Source organism: Streptomyces sp. NPDC048275 (assembly GCF_040652275.1).
Taxonomy (GTDB): Bacteria; Actinomycetota; Actinomycetes; order Streptomycetales; family Streptomycetaceae; genus Streptomyces.
Genome location: NZ_JBEZLR010000013.1, coordinates 113512 through 131852 on the forward strand (window position 1 = coordinate 113512; position 18341 = coordinate 131852).

16 protein-coding genes are annotated in these 18341 nt (G+C 68.9%); 9 read left to right on the forward strand and 7 right to left on the reverse strand.

Annotated elements, in window-relative coordinates; all coding sequences use genetic code 11:
* Positions 1-42 precede the first annotated feature (42 nt).
* Positions 43-2367 (reverse strand): transglycosylase domain-containing protein, encoded by a 2325-nt coding sequence (locus AB0D57_RS11385; protein ID WP_362070386.1) that lies wholly within the window; start codon positions 2365-2367, stop codon positions 43-45.
* A 360-nt stretch (positions 2368-2727) separates the two neighbouring features.
* On the opposite strand from AB0D57_RS11385, the gene AB0D57_RS11390 reads away from it, so the two are divergent.
* From AB0D57_RS11390 to AB0D57_RS11410, 5 genes are all read left to right on the forward strand, one after another.
* Positions 2728-3663 (forward strand): SPFH domain-containing protein, encoded by a 936-nt coding sequence (locus tag AB0D57_RS11390; RefSeq protein ID WP_362070388.1) that lies wholly within the window; start codon positions 2728-2730, stop codon positions 3661-3663.
* On the forward strand, positions 3660-3908 hold the full coding sequence (locus AB0D57_RS11395; RefSeq protein WP_362070390.1) for a hypothetical protein: 249 nt from the start codon (positions 3660-3662) through the stop codon (positions 3906-3908). The genes AB0D57_RS11390 and AB0D57_RS11395 overlap by 4 nt, the downstream gene beginning before the upstream one ends.
* Before the next feature lie 282 nt (positions 3909-4190).
* The gene (locus AB0D57_RS11400) at positions 4191-4715 is read left to right on the forward strand and encodes a PadR family transcriptional regulator (protein ID WP_362070392.1); all 525 of its coding nucleotides are present in this window, start codon (positions 4191-4193) and stop codon (positions 4713-4715) included.
* Entirely contained in the window at positions 4712-5401 is a 690-nt protein-coding gene (locus tag AB0D57_RS11405; protein ID WP_362070394.1) for an ABC transporter ATP-binding protein, read from the forward strand. The genes AB0D57_RS11400 and AB0D57_RS11405 overlap by 4 nt, the downstream gene beginning before the upstream one ends.
* Positions 5398-7731: an FtsX-like permease family protein gene (locus tag AB0D57_RS11410; protein WP_362070396.1), complete on the forward strand. Its 2334-nt coding sequence runs from the start codon at positions 5398-5400 to the stop codon at positions 7729-7731. The genes AB0D57_RS11405 and AB0D57_RS11410 overlap by 4 nt, the downstream gene beginning before the upstream one ends.
* A gap of 48 nt (positions 7732-7779) precedes the next feature.
* Here AB0D57_RS11410 and AB0D57_RS11415 read toward each other — a convergent pair whose 3' ends face one another.
* Positions 7780-8760, reverse strand: coding sequence for a LysR substrate-binding domain-containing protein (locus tag AB0D57_RS11415; protein WP_362070398.1), 981 nt, complete (start codon positions 8758-8760; stop codon positions 7780-7782).
* Between the two features lie 158 nt (positions 8761-8918).
* On the opposite strand from AB0D57_RS11415, the gene AB0D57_RS11420 reads away from it, so the two are divergent.
* Positions 8919-9473 (forward strand): peroxiredoxin, encoded by a 555-nt coding sequence (locus tag AB0D57_RS11420; protein WP_362070400.1) that lies wholly within the window; start codon positions 8919-8921, stop codon positions 9471-9473.
* Between the two features lie 6 nt (positions 9474-9479).
* Entirely contained in the window at positions 9480-10013 is a 534-nt protein-coding gene (locus AB0D57_RS11425; protein ID WP_362070402.1) for an alkyl hydroperoxide reductase, read from the forward strand.
* A 219-nt stretch (positions 10014-10232) separates the two neighbouring features.
* Here AB0D57_RS11425 and AB0D57_RS11430 read toward each other — a convergent pair whose 3' ends face one another.
* The 4 genes from AB0D57_RS11430 to AB0D57_RS11445 form a co-directional block, all read right to left on the reverse strand.
* A complete protein-coding gene (locus AB0D57_RS11430; RefSeq protein ID WP_362070404.1) occupies positions 10233-11684 on the reverse strand; it encodes an AI-2E family transporter in 1452 nt (483 codons plus the stop codon).
* Positions 11685-11856: 172 nt separating this feature from the next.
* A complete protein-coding gene (locus AB0D57_RS11435; RefSeq protein WP_362070406.1) occupies positions 11857-12573 on the reverse strand; it encodes a transglycosylase SLT domain-containing protein in 717 nt (238 codons plus the stop codon).
* Positions 12574-12991: 418 nt separating this feature from the next.
* Positions 12992-14317 carry a PhoH family protein gene (locus tag AB0D57_RS11440; RefSeq protein WP_362070408.1) on the reverse strand — a complete coding sequence of 442 codons (1326 nt, stop codon included), beginning with the start codon at positions 14315-14317 and terminating at the stop codon, positions 12992-12994.
* A gap of 311 nt (positions 14318-14628) precedes the next feature.
* A complete protein-coding gene (locus tag AB0D57_RS11445; RefSeq protein ID WP_362070410.1) occupies positions 14629-15402 on the reverse strand; it encodes an isoprenyl transferase in 774 nt (257 codons plus the stop codon).
* Positions 15403-16163: 761 nt separating this feature from the next.
* Here AB0D57_RS11445 and AB0D57_RS11450 point away from each other — a divergent pair.
* Positions 16164-16499 (forward strand): DUF192 domain-containing protein, encoded by a 336-nt coding sequence (locus tag AB0D57_RS11450; RefSeq protein ID WP_362070412.1) that lies wholly within the window; start codon positions 16164-16166, stop codon positions 16497-16499.
* Positions 16500-16778: 279 nt separating this feature from the next.
* On the opposite strand, the gene AB0D57_RS11455 is transcribed toward AB0D57_RS11450, so the two are convergent.
* On the reverse strand, positions 16779-17585 hold the full coding sequence (locus tag AB0D57_RS11455; protein WP_362070414.1) for a class I SAM-dependent methyltransferase: 807 nt from the start codon (positions 17583-17585) through the stop codon (positions 16779-16781).
* Positions 17586-17705: 120 nt separating this feature from the next.
* Here AB0D57_RS11455 and AB0D57_RS11460 point away from each other — a divergent pair, with 120 nt between their 5' ends.
* On the forward strand, positions 17706-18218 hold the full coding sequence (locus tag AB0D57_RS11460) for a DinB family protein (protein WP_362070416.1): 513 nt from the start codon (positions 17706-17708) through the stop codon (positions 18216-18218).
* Positions 18219-18341 lie beyond the last annotated feature (123 nt).

Consider the following 18341-nt stretch of genomic DNA (forward strand, 5'->3'; position numbering starts at 1 on the left):
AGGGCGCCCGGTGGATCACCGGACGCCCTCCTTTTCGCGTGCCTACTGCTGCAGGGAGTCCGGATCGAACGGGTCGTCGTCCCCGCCCCCGTCTCCGTCGCCGTCCTCGTCGCTCGGCGTCTCCGTCGGCGTGGCCGACTCCGTGGCCGACTCGGTGGGCGCGGGCTCGGACGTCGGCGTCGTCGGAACCTCGCTCGTCGGCGGCTCGCTCGTCGGTTCTTCCTCGAAGCTCGGAGTCTCCGTCGGCGTCTCGCTCTGCGTCGGTGTGAACGTCGGCGTCTGCGTGGGCTCCATCGCCGCGCCCTGGGTGGTGTCCAGGTCGAAGTCGGTGACCTTGCCCATCGCGTTGAAGGTGTACGCCGCCCAGATCTGGGCCGGGAAGCCACCGCCGTTGACGCGTCCGCCGCCCGCGGTGCCCTTCAGGGAGACCTGCGTGCCCCGCTTGACCACCGTGCCGCTCGAGGTCTTGCGGTCCTTGGGAACCTCGCCGAACAGACCGACCGAGGTGACCAGGTTCGGCGTGTAGCCGGTGAACCAGGCCGACTTGTTGTTGTCGGAGGTACCCGTCTTGCCCGCCACCTGCTGCTCGTTGCGGTCGACCGCCTGGGCCACCGAGACCTGGGCCGTACCGTCGTCGACCACGCCGGTGAGCACGGAGGTGACCGTGTCGGCCGCCTCGGCGCTGATGACCTGATCGCCGATCGCGCTCGGCCAGTCGACCGACTGGTCCTTGTGCTCGGCCTTGGCCACCAGGGCCGGGGTGACCTTCTTGCCGTGGTTGTCGAGGGTGGCGTAGACGCCCGCCATCTGCAGCGGGCTCGCGCCCATGGTGCCGAGGGTCTGCGCGGGCACCGCCTGCAGGTCCTCGGTGTCCATGCCGAGCTCGCCCGCGACCTTGAGCACGTCGTCCATGCCCACGTCGACGCCCATCTGCGCGAAGACGGAGTTGATGGACTTGTTCATCGCGGTCTGGACGGTGACGTCGCCGTAGTCCTGGTCGTCCTCGTTCGGCGGGGCGAAGGCGATGTCGCTGCCCTCGATGGCGCGCCCGCTGGTGCCGTCGTAGACCGTGCTCGGCGTGATCTCCTCGCCGGCCTGCGTGGTGCCCTGTTCCTCCAGGGCCGCCGCCAGGATCAGCGGCTTGAAGGTCGACGCGGGCTGGTAGTCGGTGCGGGTCGCGTTGTTGACGAAGTGCTTGAGGTAGTCCTCGCCGCCGTACATCGCCACGACCTTGCCGGTCTTGGGGTCGACCGACACGGCTCCGGCCTCGACATCCTCGTCGACCTGGCGCTTCTCGGTGTCCAGCTTGCTGGTCAGCTTCGTCTTGACGGCGACTTCCAGCTGCGTCTGCTTCTTCCTGTCGATGTTGAGCGTGATCGTCCAGCCGCCCGCGTCGACGATCGCCTTGGCGTCGTCGAAGTCGGCGGCCGCGCCCTGGACGACGAGCCGCCTGGCCAGGGTGTTGTTGGCCTCGTCGACCAGGTAGCCGGTCTGGCCCTCCTTGCCGGGCGCGCCCTGGGCGTCGATAGGTGTCGGGAACGTCATGGCCTGGCGCTTGGCGGAGTCCAGCCAGCCCTCCTCGACCATGTTGTCGAGGGTGTAGTTCCAGCGGGCGGTGACCAGCCTCTTGCCGGTGTCGGTGGCGACGTTCCAGTCGTACTGGCTCGGCGCCTGGAGCAGCGAGGCGAGGTACGCGCCCTGCTCGACCTTGAGTTCGCTCGCGTCGATGCCGTAGTAGGCCTGTGCCGCGGCCTGGATGCCGTACGCGCCCTGGCCGTAGTAACTGGTGTTGATGTAGCCCGCGAGGATGTAGTCCTTGGACTCCTGGCGGTCCACCTTCAGCGAGATGACCAGTTCCTTCAGCTTGCGCGTGACGGTCTGGTCCTGGCTCAGGTAGTAGTTCTTGACGTACTGCTGGGTGATCGTCGAACCACCCTGCTTGCCCTTGCCGGACAGGGTGTTGATCAGACCACGGGCCGTGCCCTTGAGGTCGACGCCGGCGTCCTCGTAGAAGGACTTGTTCTCGGCGGCGACGAAGGTCAGCTGGACGTCCTTGGGCACCTTGGCCAGGTCCACGACCTCACGGTTGACCTCGCCGGTGCGGGCGAGCACGGTGCCGTCGCTGTACTTGTAGACGTTGCTCTCCAACTGGGCGGCCGCGTTCCCCTCGGGCACGGACACGACCAGGTAGAGCACGATGAAGGCGCCCATGCCGAGCAGGCAGAAGCCCAAGAACGTGCCGAGGATCGTCTTCCAGTTGAGAAACCGGCGTATGCCACTGCGGCCGGACTTGGTTCCCGACGAGCGCATGGTCGTGGCGCGGCGGCCGCCACGCGACCGCGCTCGTCTCTCTTCCGCTCGTCCCATGGCTCCGTCCGCTCCGCTTCGCTCTCGGGTCGCGCTCTCTTGTACGCGTGTGCTGCCACGTTCTCTCACGCGTTCTCGTGTCGCGTTCGTTTTCGCGCGTCACACAGGTTCGTCGCTCGGGTCAGCTCAGCAAACTAACACCACGCCCTATGACAAAGGCATGCCGATCCGCACTTTTACGGACGTGACAATCAGCACGCAATGCCCACCCACCTCAACAGAACCGACGTACGAGAGCGGCGGAAGGTTGCCATGCGGGACAAGACTCGAGCTAAAGTGTTATCACTTAGATAGATACAAGCGAGCGATCCGAGCAGCCCGAGCGATCCAAGCAATGCCGTACGAAACGGGGGACCCACCATGTCCATGGACGACTCCACTCCCACCGCCGACGCGCCCCGGATGCCCGCCCCGCGCGTGCGGGAGTTCGCCGCGCAGAGCGTCGGCGGCGGGTTCGCACTGGCGTCCGCACTGGTCGGGCTGCTGCTCGGCGCCGTGATCATCGCGAGCGCCGCGGCGTTCACCGCGGGCGGCGGCAAGGCCGCGCTGATCGGCGGCGGCATCCTGGTCGTCCTCGCCTCGTTCGTCGCGATGTCCGGGCTGAACACCGTGGCGCCGGGCGAGGCCCGGGTCGTCCAGCTCTTCGGGCGGTACAAGGGGACGATCCGGCAGGACGGGCTGCGCTGGGTGAACCCCTTCACCTCCCGCGAGGAGATCTCGACCCGGGTGCGCAACCACGAGACCGCGGTCCTGAAGACCAACGACGCGTACGGCAACCCGATCGAGCTCGCCGCGGTCGTGGTCTGGAAGGTCGAGGACACCGCGCAGGCCGTCTTCGAGGTGGACGACTTCCTGGAGTTCGTCGCCACCCAGACCGAGGCGGCCGTACGGCACATCGCGATCGAGTACCCCTATGACGCGCACGACGAGGACGATCTGTCGTTGCGCGGCAACTCCGCGGAGATCACCGAGAAGCTCGCCGTCGAACTGCACGCGCGCGTGGAGGCCGCCGGGGTTCAGATCATCGAGTCGCGCTTCACGCATCTCGCCTACGCTCCCGAGATAGCCTCCGCGATGCTCCAGCGCCAGCAGGCGGGGGCGGTCGTCGCGGCACGGCGGCAGATCGTGGACGGTGCGGTGGGGATGGTCGAGGCGGCACTGGACCGGATCGCCGAGCGGGACATTGTCGAGCTGGACTCCGAACGGAAGGCGGCCATGGTGTCGAACCTGCTGGTGGTGCTGTGCGGAGACCGGGCGCCGCAGCCCGTCCTGAACACGGGGTCTCTCTACCAGTGACGGACCCCTCGGAGGGCTCGACCCCTCGGCGCCGACCGCAGCAGCGCAAGCAGGTCCTGCTGCGGCTGGACCCGCTCGTCTACGAAGCGCTCGCCCGCTGGGCGGGGGACGAACTGCGTTCGGCCAACGCGCAGATCGAGTTCCTGCTGCGTCGCGCTCTCGCGGAGTCCGGCCGCCTGCCGGGTGGGGCGGGGCCGATCCCCCGCCGTGGGCGGCCGCCGTCTTCCGACGAGCCCGAGGCGTAGACGCCCCGGAGTTTCCTCGCCCGCCGCCCCTACCCGTCCCATCTCTGGGGGCTCCGCCCCCAGACCCCCGTTCGGCCTGGACGGCCTCGTCCTCAAACGCCGGACTGGCTGAGATGCGGAGCCTCGAAGGGACGGGAACGGGTAGGGGCGGTGCGGCGGGGCGAAAAAGCCTCATGACAGAACCGTGACAATCAAGCCTGACCTGCGGACCAGCACCCTCTGCCGCGACCTATACGCGGCGTGTATACGCGGGGTGTATACGCCGTGTGTAGAGTGCCGCACATGTCCATCGGTCACACTCTGCTAGGACTCCTGGAGTCCGGGCCCCGACACGGTTACGACCTGAAGCGGGCCTTCGACGAGAAGTTCGGTCACGATCGGCCGCTGCACTACGGCCAGGTCTATTCGACGATGTCGCGCCTCCTGAAGAACGGCCTCGTAGAGGTCGACGGCATCGAGGCCGGCGGCGGCCCGGAGCGCAAGCGGTACGCGATCACCGACTCCGGGATCACCGATGTACAGCAGTGGCTCGCGACGCCGGAGAAGCCCGAGCCCTATCTGCAGTCGATCCTCTACACCAAGGTCGTCCTCGCGCTGCTCACCCACCGCGACGCGTCCGACATCCTCGACACGCAGCGCGCCGAGCATCTGCGCATGATGCGCATCCTGACCGACCGCAAGCGCAAGGGCGACCTCGCCGACCAGCTGATCTGCGACCACGCACTCTTCCACCTCGAGGCCGATCTGCGGTGGCTCGAACTCACCGCCGCCCGCCTCGACAAGCTCGCCGAGATGGTGACCCGATGACTCCTCCCCCTGGTTCCCTGCTGACCGCGTCGGAGCTGCGCAAGACGTACGGTCCGACCACCGCGCTGGACGGCGCCGAGTTCTCCATCCACCCCGGCGAGGTCGTCGCCGTGATGGGGCCCTCCGGTTCCGGCAAGTCCACGCTGCTGCACTGCCTCGCCGGCATCGTGCCGCCCGACTCGGGCTCGATCCTGTACGCCGGACGCGAGATGGCGACCATGAACGACGCACAGCGCAGCGCCCTGCGCCGGAGCGAGTTCGGGTTCGTGTTCCAGTTCGGGCAGCTCGTCCCCGAGCTGACCTGCGTCGAGAACGTGGCCCTGCCGCTGCGGCTCAACGGCACCAGCCGCAAGGAGGCCGAGCGCACAGCTCTGTCCTGGATGGAACGCCTGGAGGTCGACGACCTGGGGGGCAAGCGCCCCGGCGAGATCTCCGGCGGCCAGGGACAGCGGGTGGCCGTGGCCCGTTCGCTGGTCACCGGCCCGCGCGTGCTGTTCGCCGACGAACCGACCGGCGCACTCGACTCGCTCAACGGCGAGCGCGTGATGGAACTGCTCACGGAGGCGGCCCGCTCGACCAACGCCGCCGTCGTGCTCGTCACGCACGAGGCGCGGGTCGCGGCGTACTCCGACCGCGAGATCGTCGTACGCGACGGCAAGTCCCGTGACATGGAGCGGGCCATATGAACTGGGCCAAGGACCTGTCGATGGGCGCCAAGTTCGCGCTCACCGGCGGCCGCGAGGGCTGGGCGCGGGTCCTGCTCACGGCCGTCGGTGTCGGCCTCGGCGTGGCGCTGCTGCTGCTCACCGCCGCGATACCGAACATGCTCGCGGCACGGGCCGATCGCGAAGACGCCCGTAGGGACTTCACCTACAGCGATATGAACAAGGCCGCGGCGGACGACACGCTGATCGTCACCGACGTCGACACGACGTTCCAGGACAAGGACATACGGGGGCGCGCGCTGGAGCCCGAGGGCGCACGAGCACCGCTGCCCCCCGGGGTCGACGAGTTCCCCGAACCCGGCGAGATGGTGGTCTCGCCCGCGCTCGACCGCCTGCTGAAGTCCGACGGCGGCAAATTGCTGCGTGAACGCCTGCCGTACCGCACCGTCGGCACCATCGGCGAGAGCGGACTGATCGGTTCGCACGAACTCTCCTTCATCACGGGCGCCGAGGGGCTCGCCCCGCAGATCGACGGCGCCTGGGTGGTGCGGATCGACAAGTTCGGGTCTCCGGACAGGCCGGAGTCCGAGCCGTGGGACCCCGTACTGATCCTGATGATCCTGGTGATCTTCGTGGTGCTGCTGATGCCGGTCGGCGTCTTCATCGCCGCGGCCGTACGCTTCGGCGGCGAACGGCGCGACCGCAGGCTGGCCGCGCTGCGGCTGGTCGGCGCGGACAGCTGGATGACCCGCCGGATCGCCGCCGGCGAGGCGCTGGCCGGTGCCGTGCTGGGGCTGGTGTTCGGCGCCGGGTTCTTCATGATCGGGCGTCAGGTGGCGGGCTCCGTCGAGCTCCTCGGCTTCAGCGTGTTCCCCAGCTACCTCAACCCGTCGCTCGCGCTGGCCCTGCTGGTCGCGGTCGCGGTTCCGGCCGCGGCGGTGGCGGTGACGCTGCTCGCGATGCGCGGGGTGGTCATCGAACCGCTCGGCGTGGTGCGCACGGTCAGACCCCCGCGACGCCGGCTGTGGTGGCGGCTGCTGCTGCCGCTGGCCGGGCTCGCGCTGCTCTACCCGATGATCGGGCAGGGCCGGGAGAACGGAAGCTTCAACCAGTACATGGTGAGCGGCGGTGTCATCCTGCTGCTGATCGGCATCACCGCGCTGCTGCCGTGGGTCGTGGAGGCCGTCGTCGCCCGGCTCGGCTCGGGCAGCGTCTCCTGGCAACTGGCCGTCCGCAGACTCCAGTTGAGCTCCGGTTCGGCGGCCCGCATGGTCAATGGCATCGCGGTGGCGGTGGCCGGCGCGATCGCCCTGCAGATGCTCTTCTCCGGGACCTCGGCCGCGTACTCGGAGCCCTCGCCCTCGGGGAGGGACCGCTCGGACGTCCAGATGTCGATCACCCTGCCGTTCGGCGCCTCGCTCGCCGACGCGGACCGACAGCTGGCGCAGACCCGGGGCGTGCTCGACACGATGGCGTTCTCCGAAGCCACGCTGGGCGACCGGAAGAAAGACCCCCAGCTGACCTCGAGCCTCACGGTCGCCGACTGCCCGACACTGCGCAAACTGGCGAAGGTGCCCTCCTGTCGCGACGGCGACATATTCGCCGCACTGGGCGCCGAGTACGACACGGACACACCGAAGTTGAGCAAGCCCGGCCGCAAGCTCTACATCGAGCCTTCCTACACCGACTGGATCAAGGACAAGGAGATCGCCTGGACGGTGCCGCAGGGCATCAAGAAGGCCGGGACCCGCCTCGACCCGTTCGGCTCCGAGCGCGGGGGGATCCTGGTCACCCCGGGCGCGCTGCCCAAGGAGGCAGCCACGGCGGTCAGGAGTGAGGTCTACCTCCGGATCGACACGTCCGTGCCGGACGTGAAGGAGCTCGTCCGCAACACCATGGCGAAGATCGATCCGCTGACCAGGGATTCGGACTGGATCATGACCACCGACGCGCAGCGCTACTCGTCCATCCGCACCGGCCTGTTCATCGGGGCGACCTGTGTACTGGCGCTGATCGGCGCGAGCCTGCTGGTCTCGCAGCTCGAGCAGCTGCGCGAGCGCAGGAAGCTGCTCTCGGCCCTGGTCGCCTTCGGCACCCGGCGCCGCACGCTGAGCCTGTCGGTGCTGTGGCAGACCGCGGTCCCGGTCGGGATCGGTCTCGCGCTGGCGGCAACGGTGGGCCTGACCCTCGGCACGGTCCTGCTGAAGATGACCAGCACCCCGGTCACGGTGGACTGGATGAGCGTGCTGTCCATGACGGGCATGGGCGCGCTGGTCGTCCTGGTGGTGACGCTGCTGAGCCTGCCGCCGCTGGTACGGATGATGCGGCCCGAGGGACTGCGCACGGAGTAACTCTCCGACCCGGTACGCGTTTTCGGCCCGCCCCATGTATTCCGCTTGCTACAGCACCCGTACCGGCAACGGCCGCAGCGCTTCCCTCAGCGCTGCGGCCAGTTCCTCGTACTCGGCCCCGCGCGCCGCCCCCGCACGCATCGCCAGCGCGATCCGCCGGGTCGGCGCCGGGTCCGCGAAGTACCCGGTGAGGAGCTGGTTGCTGCGGGTCGTCTCGACCTTGACGGCGGTGCGCGGCAACAAGGTCACACCGAGCCCGCCGGCGACGAGTTGAACCAGCGTGGACAGGCCGGCGGCGGTGGTGGTGACGGGAGCGTCCGCGCGTCCCGCCTCCCGGCAGATGTCGAGGGCCTGGTCGCGCAGACAGTGACCCTCGTCGAGCAGGAGGAGGTTGAGCTCGCGCAGAACCTCACGGGGGATGCCTTCCCTGCCGCCCAGCTCATGGTCCAGCGGGGTCACGAGCACGAAGTCCTCGTCGAAGAGGGGGAGTTCGGCGACGCCCGGCATACCGAGCGGCACGGCGAGGAGCAGTAGATCGAGGCGGCCGACCGTCAGCCCCTCCAGCAGACTGGCCGTCTGCTCCTCGTGCACCTGGAGGTCCAGGTCCGGGTAACGGTCGTGGACGAGCCTGAGGACGGTGGGCAGGAGGTAGGGCGCGACGGTGGGGATGACGCCGAGGCGCAGCGCCCCGGTGAACGGCGCCCGCACCGCCTCCGCCTCCTCCATGAGCGCGCCCACCTCGTCGAGCACCGCCTTCGCCCGTACGGCGAGACGCTCACCGGCGGGCGAGAGCAGCACCTTGCGGGTCGTGCGCTCCAGCAGGGTGACCCCGAGCGTCTCCTCCAGTGCGGAGACCGCGCCGGACAGCGCAGGCTGGCTCATGCCGATCGCGGCGGCCGCGTCCCGGAAGTGCAGATGCTCGGCCACGGCGGCGAAAGCGCGCAGTTGGGCGAGGCTGGGCTGACGCCGCCCGTTCCTCTTGGAGCCTGTTTTGCCCAGAGAGCTTGCCTTGCCCAGAGGGCTCACCATGGCCGTACCTCTTACTCATAGTCACTGATAGCTGTACTCGATCAACCTGCCCAAGTGTAGCTATTTCCCTAATCAATGCAGCCTGTGCCAACATCGACGCGGTCCAACCCATGGGAAACGCTCTCAAAGAGGGCGTTTCCTCGCTGCAAGGAGAGCGCGTGCTCACTGTCGGTGACAAGTTCCCCGAGTTCGAACTCATGGCCTGCGTCTCGCTCGAGAAGGGCAAGGAGTTCGAGGAGATCAACCACAAGACGTACGAGGGCAAGTTCAAGATCATTTTTGCGTGGCCTCGGGACTTCACCTTCGTCTGCCCGACCGAGATCGCCGCGTTCGGAAAGCTGAACGAGGAATTCCAGGACCGCGACGCGCAGATCCTCGGTTTCTCCACCGACAGTGAGTACGTGCACCACGCCTGGCGCAAGGACCACGACGACCTGCGCGACCTGCCCTTCCCGATGCTGGCCGACACCAAGCAGGAACTCAGCTCCGCACTCGGAATCCTGGGCGAAGACGGCGCTGCCAAGCGTGCGGTGTTCATCGTCGACCAGAACAACGAGATCCAGTTCTCCATGGTGACCGCGGGTTCGGTGGGCCGTAACCCGAAGGAGGTCCTCCGGGTCCTCGACGCGCTCCAGACCGACGAGCTGTGCCCGTGCAACTGGACCAAGGGCGAGAGCACCCTCGACCCGGTGGCGCTCCTGGCGGGTGAGTAACCCTCCATGGCCCTCGACGAACTGAAGTCCGCCGTACCGGACTACGCGAAGGACCTGCGCCTCAACCTGAGCTCGGTCATCGGCAACTCCGACCTGCCGCAGCAGCAGCTGTGGGGGACGGTGCTGGCGTGCGCCATCGCTTCGCGCTCGCCTCGCGTGCTGCGGGAGCTGGAGCCCGAGGCGAAGGCGAACCTGTCGGCGGAGGCGTACACCGCCGCCAAGTCGGCTGCCGCCATCATGGCGATGAACAACGTCTTCTACCGGACGCGGCACCTGCTCTCCGACCCGGAGTACGGGACCCTGCGGGCCGGTCTGCGGATGAACGTCATCGGCAACCCCGGTGTCGAGAAGGTCGACTTCGAGCTGTGGTCGCTGGCCGTCTCCGCGGTGAACGGCTGTGGGCAGTGCCTCGACTCTCACGAGCAGGTGCTTCGTAAGGCGGGCGTCGACCGGGAGACGATCCAGGAAGCGTTCAAGATCGCTGCGGTGATTCAGGCGGTCGGGACGACGCTGGACGCCGAGGCGGTTCTCGCGGAGTAGGCTCCGCCGACTTTCCTTCCTCCAGGCCCCGTTCACCTTCGCGGTGGGCGGGGCTTAGAGCTGTCTTCGCCCCCGCCGCCCCTACCCTCCCCCAAGCTCTCGGCTTCGCTCGAGCAGGGGGGACCCCCATGACGGGCTGGGATGCCTGGCGGGGGGCTGGGGGCGGAGCCCCCAGGAACGGGATGGGACGGGTAGGGGCGGCGGGGGCGAGGGAACGTCCTACGGTGACGGCGGGCGTACCGGCGCCACATCGAGCGCCGTCGCCCCCCGCGGCTCCGGAGCCTGCCGCAGCGCCGGCTCACGGGAGTACGCCCGCAAGTACCCCACCACCGTGTTGGTGACCGCCACCAGCGGCACCGCCACCACGGCCCCACCGATCCCGGCGACCAGCCCACCCGCCGCGACGGACAGCACCACCGCCAACGGATGCACCCGCACCGCCCGCCCCAGAATGAACGGCTGCAGAATGTGGCCCTCGATCTGCTGGACGGCAAGCACGACGACCAGGACCATCAACGCCGTGAACACACCCTGCGTCACCACCGCGACCACCACCGCCAACGCCCCCGAAACCACCGCGCCGACCAGCGGAATGAACGCGAAGAGGAAGATGAAGACGGCCAGCGGGACGGCCATCGGCACGTCGAGGAAGTAGATGCCGAGACCGATGAAGATGGCGTCGATGAGAGCGACGATCACCGTCCCGCGGACGTAGGCCGTCAGCGTCCGCCAAGCCCGCGGACCCGCGCCCGCCACGCCCGGCCGGGCCGCCGCCGGCACCAGCTTCAGCGTCCACTGCCAGATGCGCTTGCCGTCGTACAGCAGGAACAGCGTCGAGAACATCGTCAGCAGGATCCCGGTCAGCGCCTCGACGATGACCGTGACGCCTTCGAGGCCCGCTGAGGTGATCGCGTCCGTGTTCGCGCCGATCGCGTCCCGCAGGTTCTCGGCGATCTCGTTGATCTGCTTGTCCGTCACATGGAAAGGGCTGGTGAGGAGCCACCTGCGCAACTCGTCGATGCCGTCCTGGATCTGGTCGGAGAGGTTGTCGATGTTCTCCTGGACCTGCCACACCACGAACCAGCCGACCAGCCCCATGATGACGAAGCCGAGGATCGCGGTGAGCGCGGTGGCGAGGCCGCGCGGAAACCCGAGCTGCTTCAGCCGCGCCACGGTCGGCTGAAGGAGCGCGGTGATGAGCAGTGCGGCGACGAACGCGAGGACGACCAGCTGTACGGCGCTGATGACCCGCATCAGCACCCAGACGGTGCCCGCGAGGACGAGCAGCCGCCAGCCGGCCTCGGCCGCGACCCGCACTCCCCAAGGCACGGCAAGCGCGGGATCGGGGCGCGTGGCCACCTCGGGGGCGTACACCGAAACCGGAGTTGAGGCCGGAGCGGGAGCGGGCATGGGACCGGCGGCAGGCATCGGCCCCGCCCCCGCAGTCGGCGCGGGCCCCTTCGTGTCCTCCGGTACGTCCCGAGAGTCACGCGAGTCGCCCGAACCGCCGGCGTCCGGGGCGTCGAACACTTCCCTGGAGTCGTGCGTGTCCCCGTTGTCGAGTGAGCCCCCCGACTCCTTCTCCACCTCGGCGCGGCGTTCGTCCAACCGCTCCCCCAGCTCGGTCAGTTTGGCGCCGAGCCGACCGAGCCACCCTGGCACTCGCGACATGAACCGTCCTTTTCCCCCGCTGCTCCCCACCACTCCCCCCTGGAGTCTCTTCCTCTCGAGGGCGCCAAAGCCTGTGTCGGGCCCGGCGCTCCGACCGTACATGGCCGAAGCCCCTCCCCGTAGGACGGGGAGGGGCTTCGAAAGGTTGAGCGGCCGAGGTGCGGCGTGGGGCTCAGTACCAGTTATTGGCCTGCCAGAACTCCCAGGCCCCGCACGGGCTGCCGTAGCGGCTGTCCATGTAGTTGAGGCCCCACTTGATCTGGGTGGCCGGGTTCGTCTGCCAGTCGGCGCCGGCGGACGCCATCTTGGATCCGGGCAGGGCCTGGACGAGACCGTAGGCGCCGGAAGAAGGGTTGACCGCTTGGTAGTTCCAGGTGGACTCGTGGTTCACGATGTTGCTGAAGCACTGGAACTGACCACTTGGCACCATCTGGGCAGCCATCGCCTGGACCTGCGCGGTGGTGTACGAGGCCTGGACGCTGAAGCTGGAGGCTTCACGCGTCGCGGAGCGGCTGGCCGCTTCCTCGGCTTCCTCGCGCTCCTTGGCCTCCTGCGCGGCCTTCTCGGCGGCCTCCTGCTTCGCGACCGCGTCCTTGGCCGCCTGCTTGCGGGCAGCCTCCTCCGCGTCCTTCTTGGCGCTCGCGTCCGCGGCGATGGCCTGTACGTCGGCCTGCTGCGTCAGGGACGCGGTCTGCACCTGGGCCTGCTGGCCCACGGGTATGTCCGCGAGGAGGGTCGAGTCACTCGCCGTTGCCTCGGCGTCGCTCGACGGTTGTCCAGTGCTGCCTGAGGCAACACCGGTGACGGCGCCAACAGCGGTGACCGCGGTGGCCGAGGCCACTGCGAATCCCCGGACCGAAATCCGGCTCACACGGTTTCCTTCCAGCATCGCCCGCACAGGTGACCCTCGCGGACGCAATCGTGCCCCTGGCGCTGGCCTCCCAACTGCGGGGTCACGGGAGGCACGGGCCCGGTGGGCAACTCCCTTGACGGGAGCGCCGCGTGGTGCGCGGGCGGCATACGACGACTCTATGGAGTTCTGAGTGTTCCTGAGGTGCCGTACCGCTGGGGGTACAGGTGTGTCGTATGCGGGGCCTGACAGGACTGAGACTCTGCCGCAACCGGACGCCGCGAGGCAATTCCCAGTTGCGTGTGAAAGCTCACACCCCGTTTGCCCCAGGAGTTTTCTGGAAAGCAGCGCGCACGACAACGCCGCCCGGCTAGGGTTTTCGCCTTCGCCGGGCGGCGCCAACTACCGTGTATCCGCCACCCTTTGACCAATCAGGCCCAGGTGGTGACGGGACGGGTCAGATCTGTCCGTCCTCCAGCATTTCGGTCACAAGTGCCGCGATCTGGGACCTCTCGGAACGATTGAGGGTCACATGCGCAAAGAGCGGATGCCCCTTCAACTTCTCCACGACGGCGACCACACCGTCGTACCGACCGACGCGCAGATTGTCCCGCTGTGCCACGTCATGGGTGAGAACCACCCGTGAATTGGCGCCGATTCGGGACAGAACGGTCAGCAGGACGTTCCGTTCCAGTGACTGCGCCTCGTCCACGATCACGAAGGCGTCATGGAGGGAGCGGCCGCGGATGTGCGTGAGCGGCAGGACCTCCAGCATGCCGCGCGCGGTGACCTCTTCGATGACCTCCCGCGAAGTGACCGCCGACAGCGTGTCGAAGACCGCCTGCGCCCAGGGGCTCATCTTCTCGGACTCGGAGCCGGGCAGATAGCCGAGCTCCTGCCCGCCCACGGCGTACAGCGGCCGGAAGACCATCACCTTCTGGTGCTGGCGCCGCTCGAGGACGGCTTCCAGACCGGCGCAGAGCGCGAGCGCGGACTTGCCGGTGCCGGCTCGGCCGCCCATCGACACGATCCCGATGTCCGGGTCGAGCAGCAGATCGAGCGCGATGCGCTGCTCGGCGCTGCGGCCCTTGATGCCGAAGGCCTCCCGATCGCCGCGCACCAGCCGGACGTTGCCCTCGGAGGTGACGCGGCCCAGGGCCTTGCCGCGCTCCGACTGGATCGTCAGACCGGTGTGCACGGGCAGGTCGGCCGCTTCGGGGACATACGCGTGTCCCTCCTCGAAGAGGACGTCCACCTGCTCGCCGGGCAGGGTCAGTTCGGACATTCCGGTCCAGCCGGAGGAGCCCGTGATGGCCAGCTCCGCGCGGTACTCCTCGGCGAGGAGGCCGACGGACGAGGCCTTGATCCTGAGCGGCAGGTCCTTCGAGACGACGGTGACGTCGTACCCCTCGGCCTGCAGATTGCGGGCGACCGCGAGGATGCGGGAGTCGTTGTCCCCCAAGCGGTACCCGCTGGGCAGGACGCTGGGGTCCGAGTGATTGAGCTCGACGCGCACGGTCCCGCCGAGATCCCCGACGGGAATGGGAGAGTCGAGGCGGCCGTGCCGCACCCGGAACTCGTCGAGCAGGCGCAGGGCCTGCCGGGCGAAATAGCCGAGTTCGGGATGGTGCCTCTTGGCCTCCAACTCCGTGACCACGACGATCGGCAGCACGACTTCGTGCTCGTCGAAGCGGCTCAGGGCATTCGGGTCGGCCAGCAGGACGCTGGTGTCGAGAACATAGGTGCGCCGGTCTGGCTTATGGCGCTTTGTGCTGGTCACCACGGAAGGACGTACCCCCTCGGATGAGGTCGGGGAGCGACGAAGGAGATCTGGACCGGTCGACGGCCGCGCTGCGCGGGCCGGGGACCGGCCCTCCACTTCGTCCGTGCTGTGACCACACGGTCGGGCTGGTGCAAAGGGCCTCCCGGGCGGACGGCCCCGTGCCGCCCGCTGAGATACGACACCCGTGGTTCGGGCGTCGACCTGCATGGCTTATGCCCTCGAACGCGCAAGGCCATGCCAGGCCAGGTGACCAAGCGTTCGTTAACACCAGATGACGTGCACCCCTGAGAACCCCTGGCGACCCCTGGGGGTCAGCCTCCGTAGCGGCGGTGTCGCGCCGCGTAGTCACGCAGGGCGCGCAGGAAGTCGACCTTGCGGAAGGCCGGCCAGAAGACCTCGCAGAAGTAGTACTCCGAGTGCGCGGTCTGCCAGAGCATGAATCCGGACAGCCGCTGTTCGCCGCTTGTGCGGATCACCAGGTCGGGGTCCGGCTGGGCGCTGGTGTAGAGGTGCTTGCCGATGAGGTCGATGTCCACGGACTCGGCGACGTCCTCGATCGAGGCGCCCTTGTCGGCGGCGTCGAGGAGCATCGAGCGCACGGCGTCGGCGATCTCCTGGCGGCCGCCGTAGCCGATGGCGACGTTGACGAGTATCCCGTCGACGTGCGCGGTGGTCTCCTCGGCCTCCTTGAGGGCGGTCTGCATCTGCGAGGGCAGGATGTCCCGCGTGCCCACGTGGTGCACACGCCAGCGGCCGTCGGCAGCCAGGGTACGGACGACGCCCTCGATGATCTCCAGCAGCGGGACGAGTTCGTCCGCGGGGCGGTCGAAGTTGTCCGTCGACAGCAGCCAGAGTGTGACGACCTCGACATCGGTCTCGGAGCACCAGCCGAGGAATTCCTCGATCTTGTCGGCACCGGCGCGGTGGCCCTGGGCGGCCGTGCTGCCGGCCGCCTTCGCCCAGCGTCGGTTGCCGTCCATGATGACCCCGATGTGCTTGGGCACCTGGTCGTGGTCGAGGTGGCCCTCCACCCTGCGTGTATAGAACCTGACCAGCAGACGGCGCAGGTTGTCCCGCAGGTTCACGTGTTGTCAGCCCCTCCGTGCGGATCGGACGGGCGCGGCAGAGCGGCCTCGCTCCGCGCAACCCCATGTCCGGATGGCGGTCCCCCGGGGGCGAAGCCTACCCCCGGGAATCCAAGGCTCCGCCCAGGGGTGTCAGTGCCGCGTCAGTGCCCCGGCACAGGTTCGCCCGGGTGGACGACCGGTCTCTGTACCGCGCCGCAACGGAGCCGTACGGCTCGGTGGACGCTGGAGGCCGGGCTGTGGATCTACGGCTGCGGAGCATGGCCGTGGCGTAAGGCTGTGGCGTAAGGCTGTGGAGTACGGCAGTGGAGTACGGCAGTGGAGTACGGCTGTGGAGTGCGGCGTGTCGGGAGAGTCACCGGGCCCGCACTCGCGGGGCCAGGGGGGCGCACGGGGGCGCAGGCGTGCAGCCGACGGGTTGCCGGATGCGGGCACAAAAAACGGGCCGGTCCGTGGGGGGGAGACGGACCGGCCCGAGGGGGGGTTTCCACCATAACCCTTCGTAAGTGATGCTGCGTGCATCGGCGTGCCACAACTACTCTCCGAAACCGCCCGGCGACGCCACGGTGGGGGTGGAAGCGCCGATTCAGGGTCCGATCATGGCCGAATCGCAGCGGATTCAAAGGCAATCGCGGGAAATGCGGAGAGATCCATGGGGTTTGCTCCGGGTTGCGATCTCCTCGGCGAGTTGTCCGTACGTGCTCCAGGCGGGTGACGCGCGTCGGCGCCGCCCGCTTGACGGCGCCGCTAACTTCGCAGCCATGGCCATGTTCACCACTCCGCGCACACCCGAGCCGGTGCCGCTGGAACTCGCCGAATCGGCGCGGGCCCGGCGCCGCGGGCTGCTCGGGCGGGACGGGATCACGGGGGCACTGCTGCTCGGCCCGGCGAGCTCGGTGCACACCCTGGGGATGCGGTTCACGATCGACGTCGCCTATTTGGACCGGAAATTCCGGGTCCTGGCGGTGCGGACGATGCGTCCGGGCCGAGTGGGGCGGCCCCGCCCGCGGGCCCGGTACGTCCTGGAGGCGGAGGCCGGGGCGATGGAGCGGTGGGGCGTACGGCGCGGAGTGCGGGTCACGGTGTACCGCCGGTGACGCCGCACCGGGCGAGCGGCGCGGCACCGCGCAGCCCCCTCCGCCACGCGGCACCCGCGCGTGCAGCTTTGCTCACGCGAATTGCATTGGTCTGAACTTACGCGAGGCACTCGCCCTGGACGAGCCGCCCTCCATAACGATGCGGAAACCCCCGCGGGGCCTGCCCAGGCACGTCCGGCGCGCGTCCGGCATACGCCGGCATACGCCGGCATACGTCCGGCATACGGACGGACATCTCGCACTGGACAGCCCGCATCGGGGTGTTTTCGGTCAATCCCCTCATGACCTTGCGGATGCCGCGGTTCCCAGGGGGCGGCGAGGCTTGCGCGCCTCGATCAGGAAGCGGGTGCTGTGGGCGACGAACGGGCCCTGCGCCTCGATCCGCTCGTGCAGGGCGCGGAGTTGGGGCAGGTACTGGTCGGCGGTGAAGCCGGGGACCATCCAGATCACCTTGCGCAGGAAGTGGACAACGGCTCCGATGTCGCGGAACTCGACGCGGAGCCGTTCCGAGCGCAGGTCGACGACGTCGAATCCGGAGGCCTCGGCGGCGGCGCGGGCGCGGTCGGGATGGCGGCCGTTCCTCACTTCCTCCGACTGCGCGCCGAGGAAGTACTCGACGAGCTCGAAGACGCTCGCCGGGCCGACCTGCTGGGAGAAATACGTGCCGCCGGGCCGCAGGACGCGGGCGATCTCGTCCCAGTGCGTGTGCACCGGGTGCCGACTGGTGACCAGGTCGAAGGCCTCGTCCGCGAAGGGCAGCGGCGCGTGCTCCGGGGAGGCGACCACCACGGCGCCGCGCGGGTGGAGCAGGGCGGTGGCCTTGGCCACGTTCGGGGGCCATCCCTCGGTGGCGGCGGTGAGCGGGGGCAGTTTCGGGGCCGAGGCGAGGACTTCGCCGCCGCCGGTCTGGAGGTCGAGCGCGGCGCCGGCCTGCGCCAGCCGCTCCGCCATCGCCCGCGCGTACCCCCACGAGGGCCGCTCCTCGGTGGCGCGGCCCTCGAACCAGGAGAAGTCCCAGCCCTCGACGGGCGCGGCCACGGCCTCGGCGACGAGGGCTTCGAAGGAGGTGGTGGCGGCGGCGGTCATGGGTGGATCGTCTCAAGGAGGCGCGTGGGGCGGCGAGTGAATGACGAGTGCCTCCTGGCGGTACGAGTGCTGCCTGGTGGACGGACGGGCGTTGTCAGTGGCCACTGTTACGGTCCACCCATGACCACGAATCCAGGAGCCGTCCGAGTTCCGTACATCGGTGGCGAGAAGGAAAGTCTGCACGCGAGTCTCGACCGGCATCGGGACGCCGTGCTCTGGAAGTTGGAGGGGCTCGACGACGAGCAGGTGCGACGGGTGATCACGCCGTCCGGCACGAACCTGCTGGGCCTGGTGAAGCATCTGGCGTCCGTCGAGTACGGCTGGTTCTGCTCGACCTTCGGGCGCGAGGTCGAGCCGCTGTGGTTCGACCCGTTCAGCGAGGAGGACATGAGCGCGGGGCAGGGCGAGACGACGGCGCAGATCGTGGAGTTCTACGGCCGCGCCCGCGCCGCCGCCGACCGCACTCTCTCCGAGCTGTCCCTCGACGACGTGGGCACGTCGTGGAACGGCACGACGGTCTCGCTGCGCTGGGTCCTCATCCGCATGGTCGAGGAGACGGCACGGCACGCGGGTCACATGGACATCGTGCGGGAGCTGATCGACGGGGGCGCGGGGGATCACCGGCCGGGCTGAGCGTCTGGCGCCAGGCACTGACACTCGCCTAGGGCCTGTCCGGCGGATCAAGTCGCAGGAAATCGGCGGCGCCCTATAAACGCTGGTGAGCGGGGTCTGGTGCGTCCAACTGCAAGGCGGAGG

What these genes read in the sequence shown, in the direction of transcription:
- AB0D57_RS11385 (WP_362070386.1), bottom strand. Translation starts at nt 2,367, where the DNA reads ATGGGACGAGCGGAAGAGAGACGAGCGCGGTCGCGTGGCGGCCGCCGC.
- AB0D57_RS11390 (WP_362070388.1), top strand. Translation starts at nt 2,728, where the DNA reads ATGTCCATGGACGACTCCACTCCCACCGCCGACGCGCCCCGGATGCCC.
- AB0D57_RS11400 (WP_362070392.1), top strand. Translation starts at nt 4,191, where the DNA reads ATGTCCATCGGTCACACTCTGCTAGGACTCCTGGAGTCCGGGCCCCGA.
- AB0D57_RS11405 (WP_362070394.1), top strand. Translation starts at nt 4,712, where the DNA reads ATGACTCCTCCCCCTGGTTCCCTGCTGACCGCGTCGGAGCTGCGCAAG.
- AB0D57_RS11410 (WP_362070396.1), top strand. Translation starts at nt 5,398, where the DNA reads ATGAACTGGGCCAAGGACCTGTCGATGGGCGCCAAGTTCGCGCTCACC.
- AB0D57_RS11415 (WP_362070398.1), bottom strand. Translation starts at nt 8,760, where the DNA reads ATGGTGAGCCCTCTGGGCAAGGCAAGCTCTCTGGGCAAAACAGGCTCC.
- AB0D57_RS11425 (WP_362070402.1), top strand. Translation starts at nt 9,480, where the DNA reads ATGGCCCTCGACGAACTGAAGTCCGCCGTACCGGACTACGCGAAGGAC.
- AB0D57_RS11430 (WP_362070404.1), bottom strand. Translation starts at nt 11,684, where the DNA reads ATGTCGCGAGTGCCAGGGTGGCTCGGTCGGCTCGGCGCCAAACTGACC.
- AB0D57_RS11435 (WP_362070406.1), bottom strand. Translation starts at nt 12,573, where the DNA reads ATGCTGGAAGGAAACCGTGTGAGCCGGATTTCGGTCCGGGGATTCGCA.
- AB0D57_RS11450 (WP_362070412.1), top strand. Translation starts at nt 16,164, where the DNA reads ATGGCCATGTTCACCACTCCGCGCACACCCGAGCCGGTGCCGCTGGAA.
- AB0D57_RS11455 (WP_362070414.1), bottom strand. Translation starts at nt 17,585, where the DNA reads ATGACCGCCGCCGCCACCACCTCCTTCGAAGCCCTCGTCGCCGAGGCC.
- AB0D57_RS11460 (WP_362070416.1), top strand. Translation starts at nt 17,706, where the DNA reads ATGACCACGAATCCAGGAGCCGTCCGAGTTCCGTACATCGGTGGCGAG.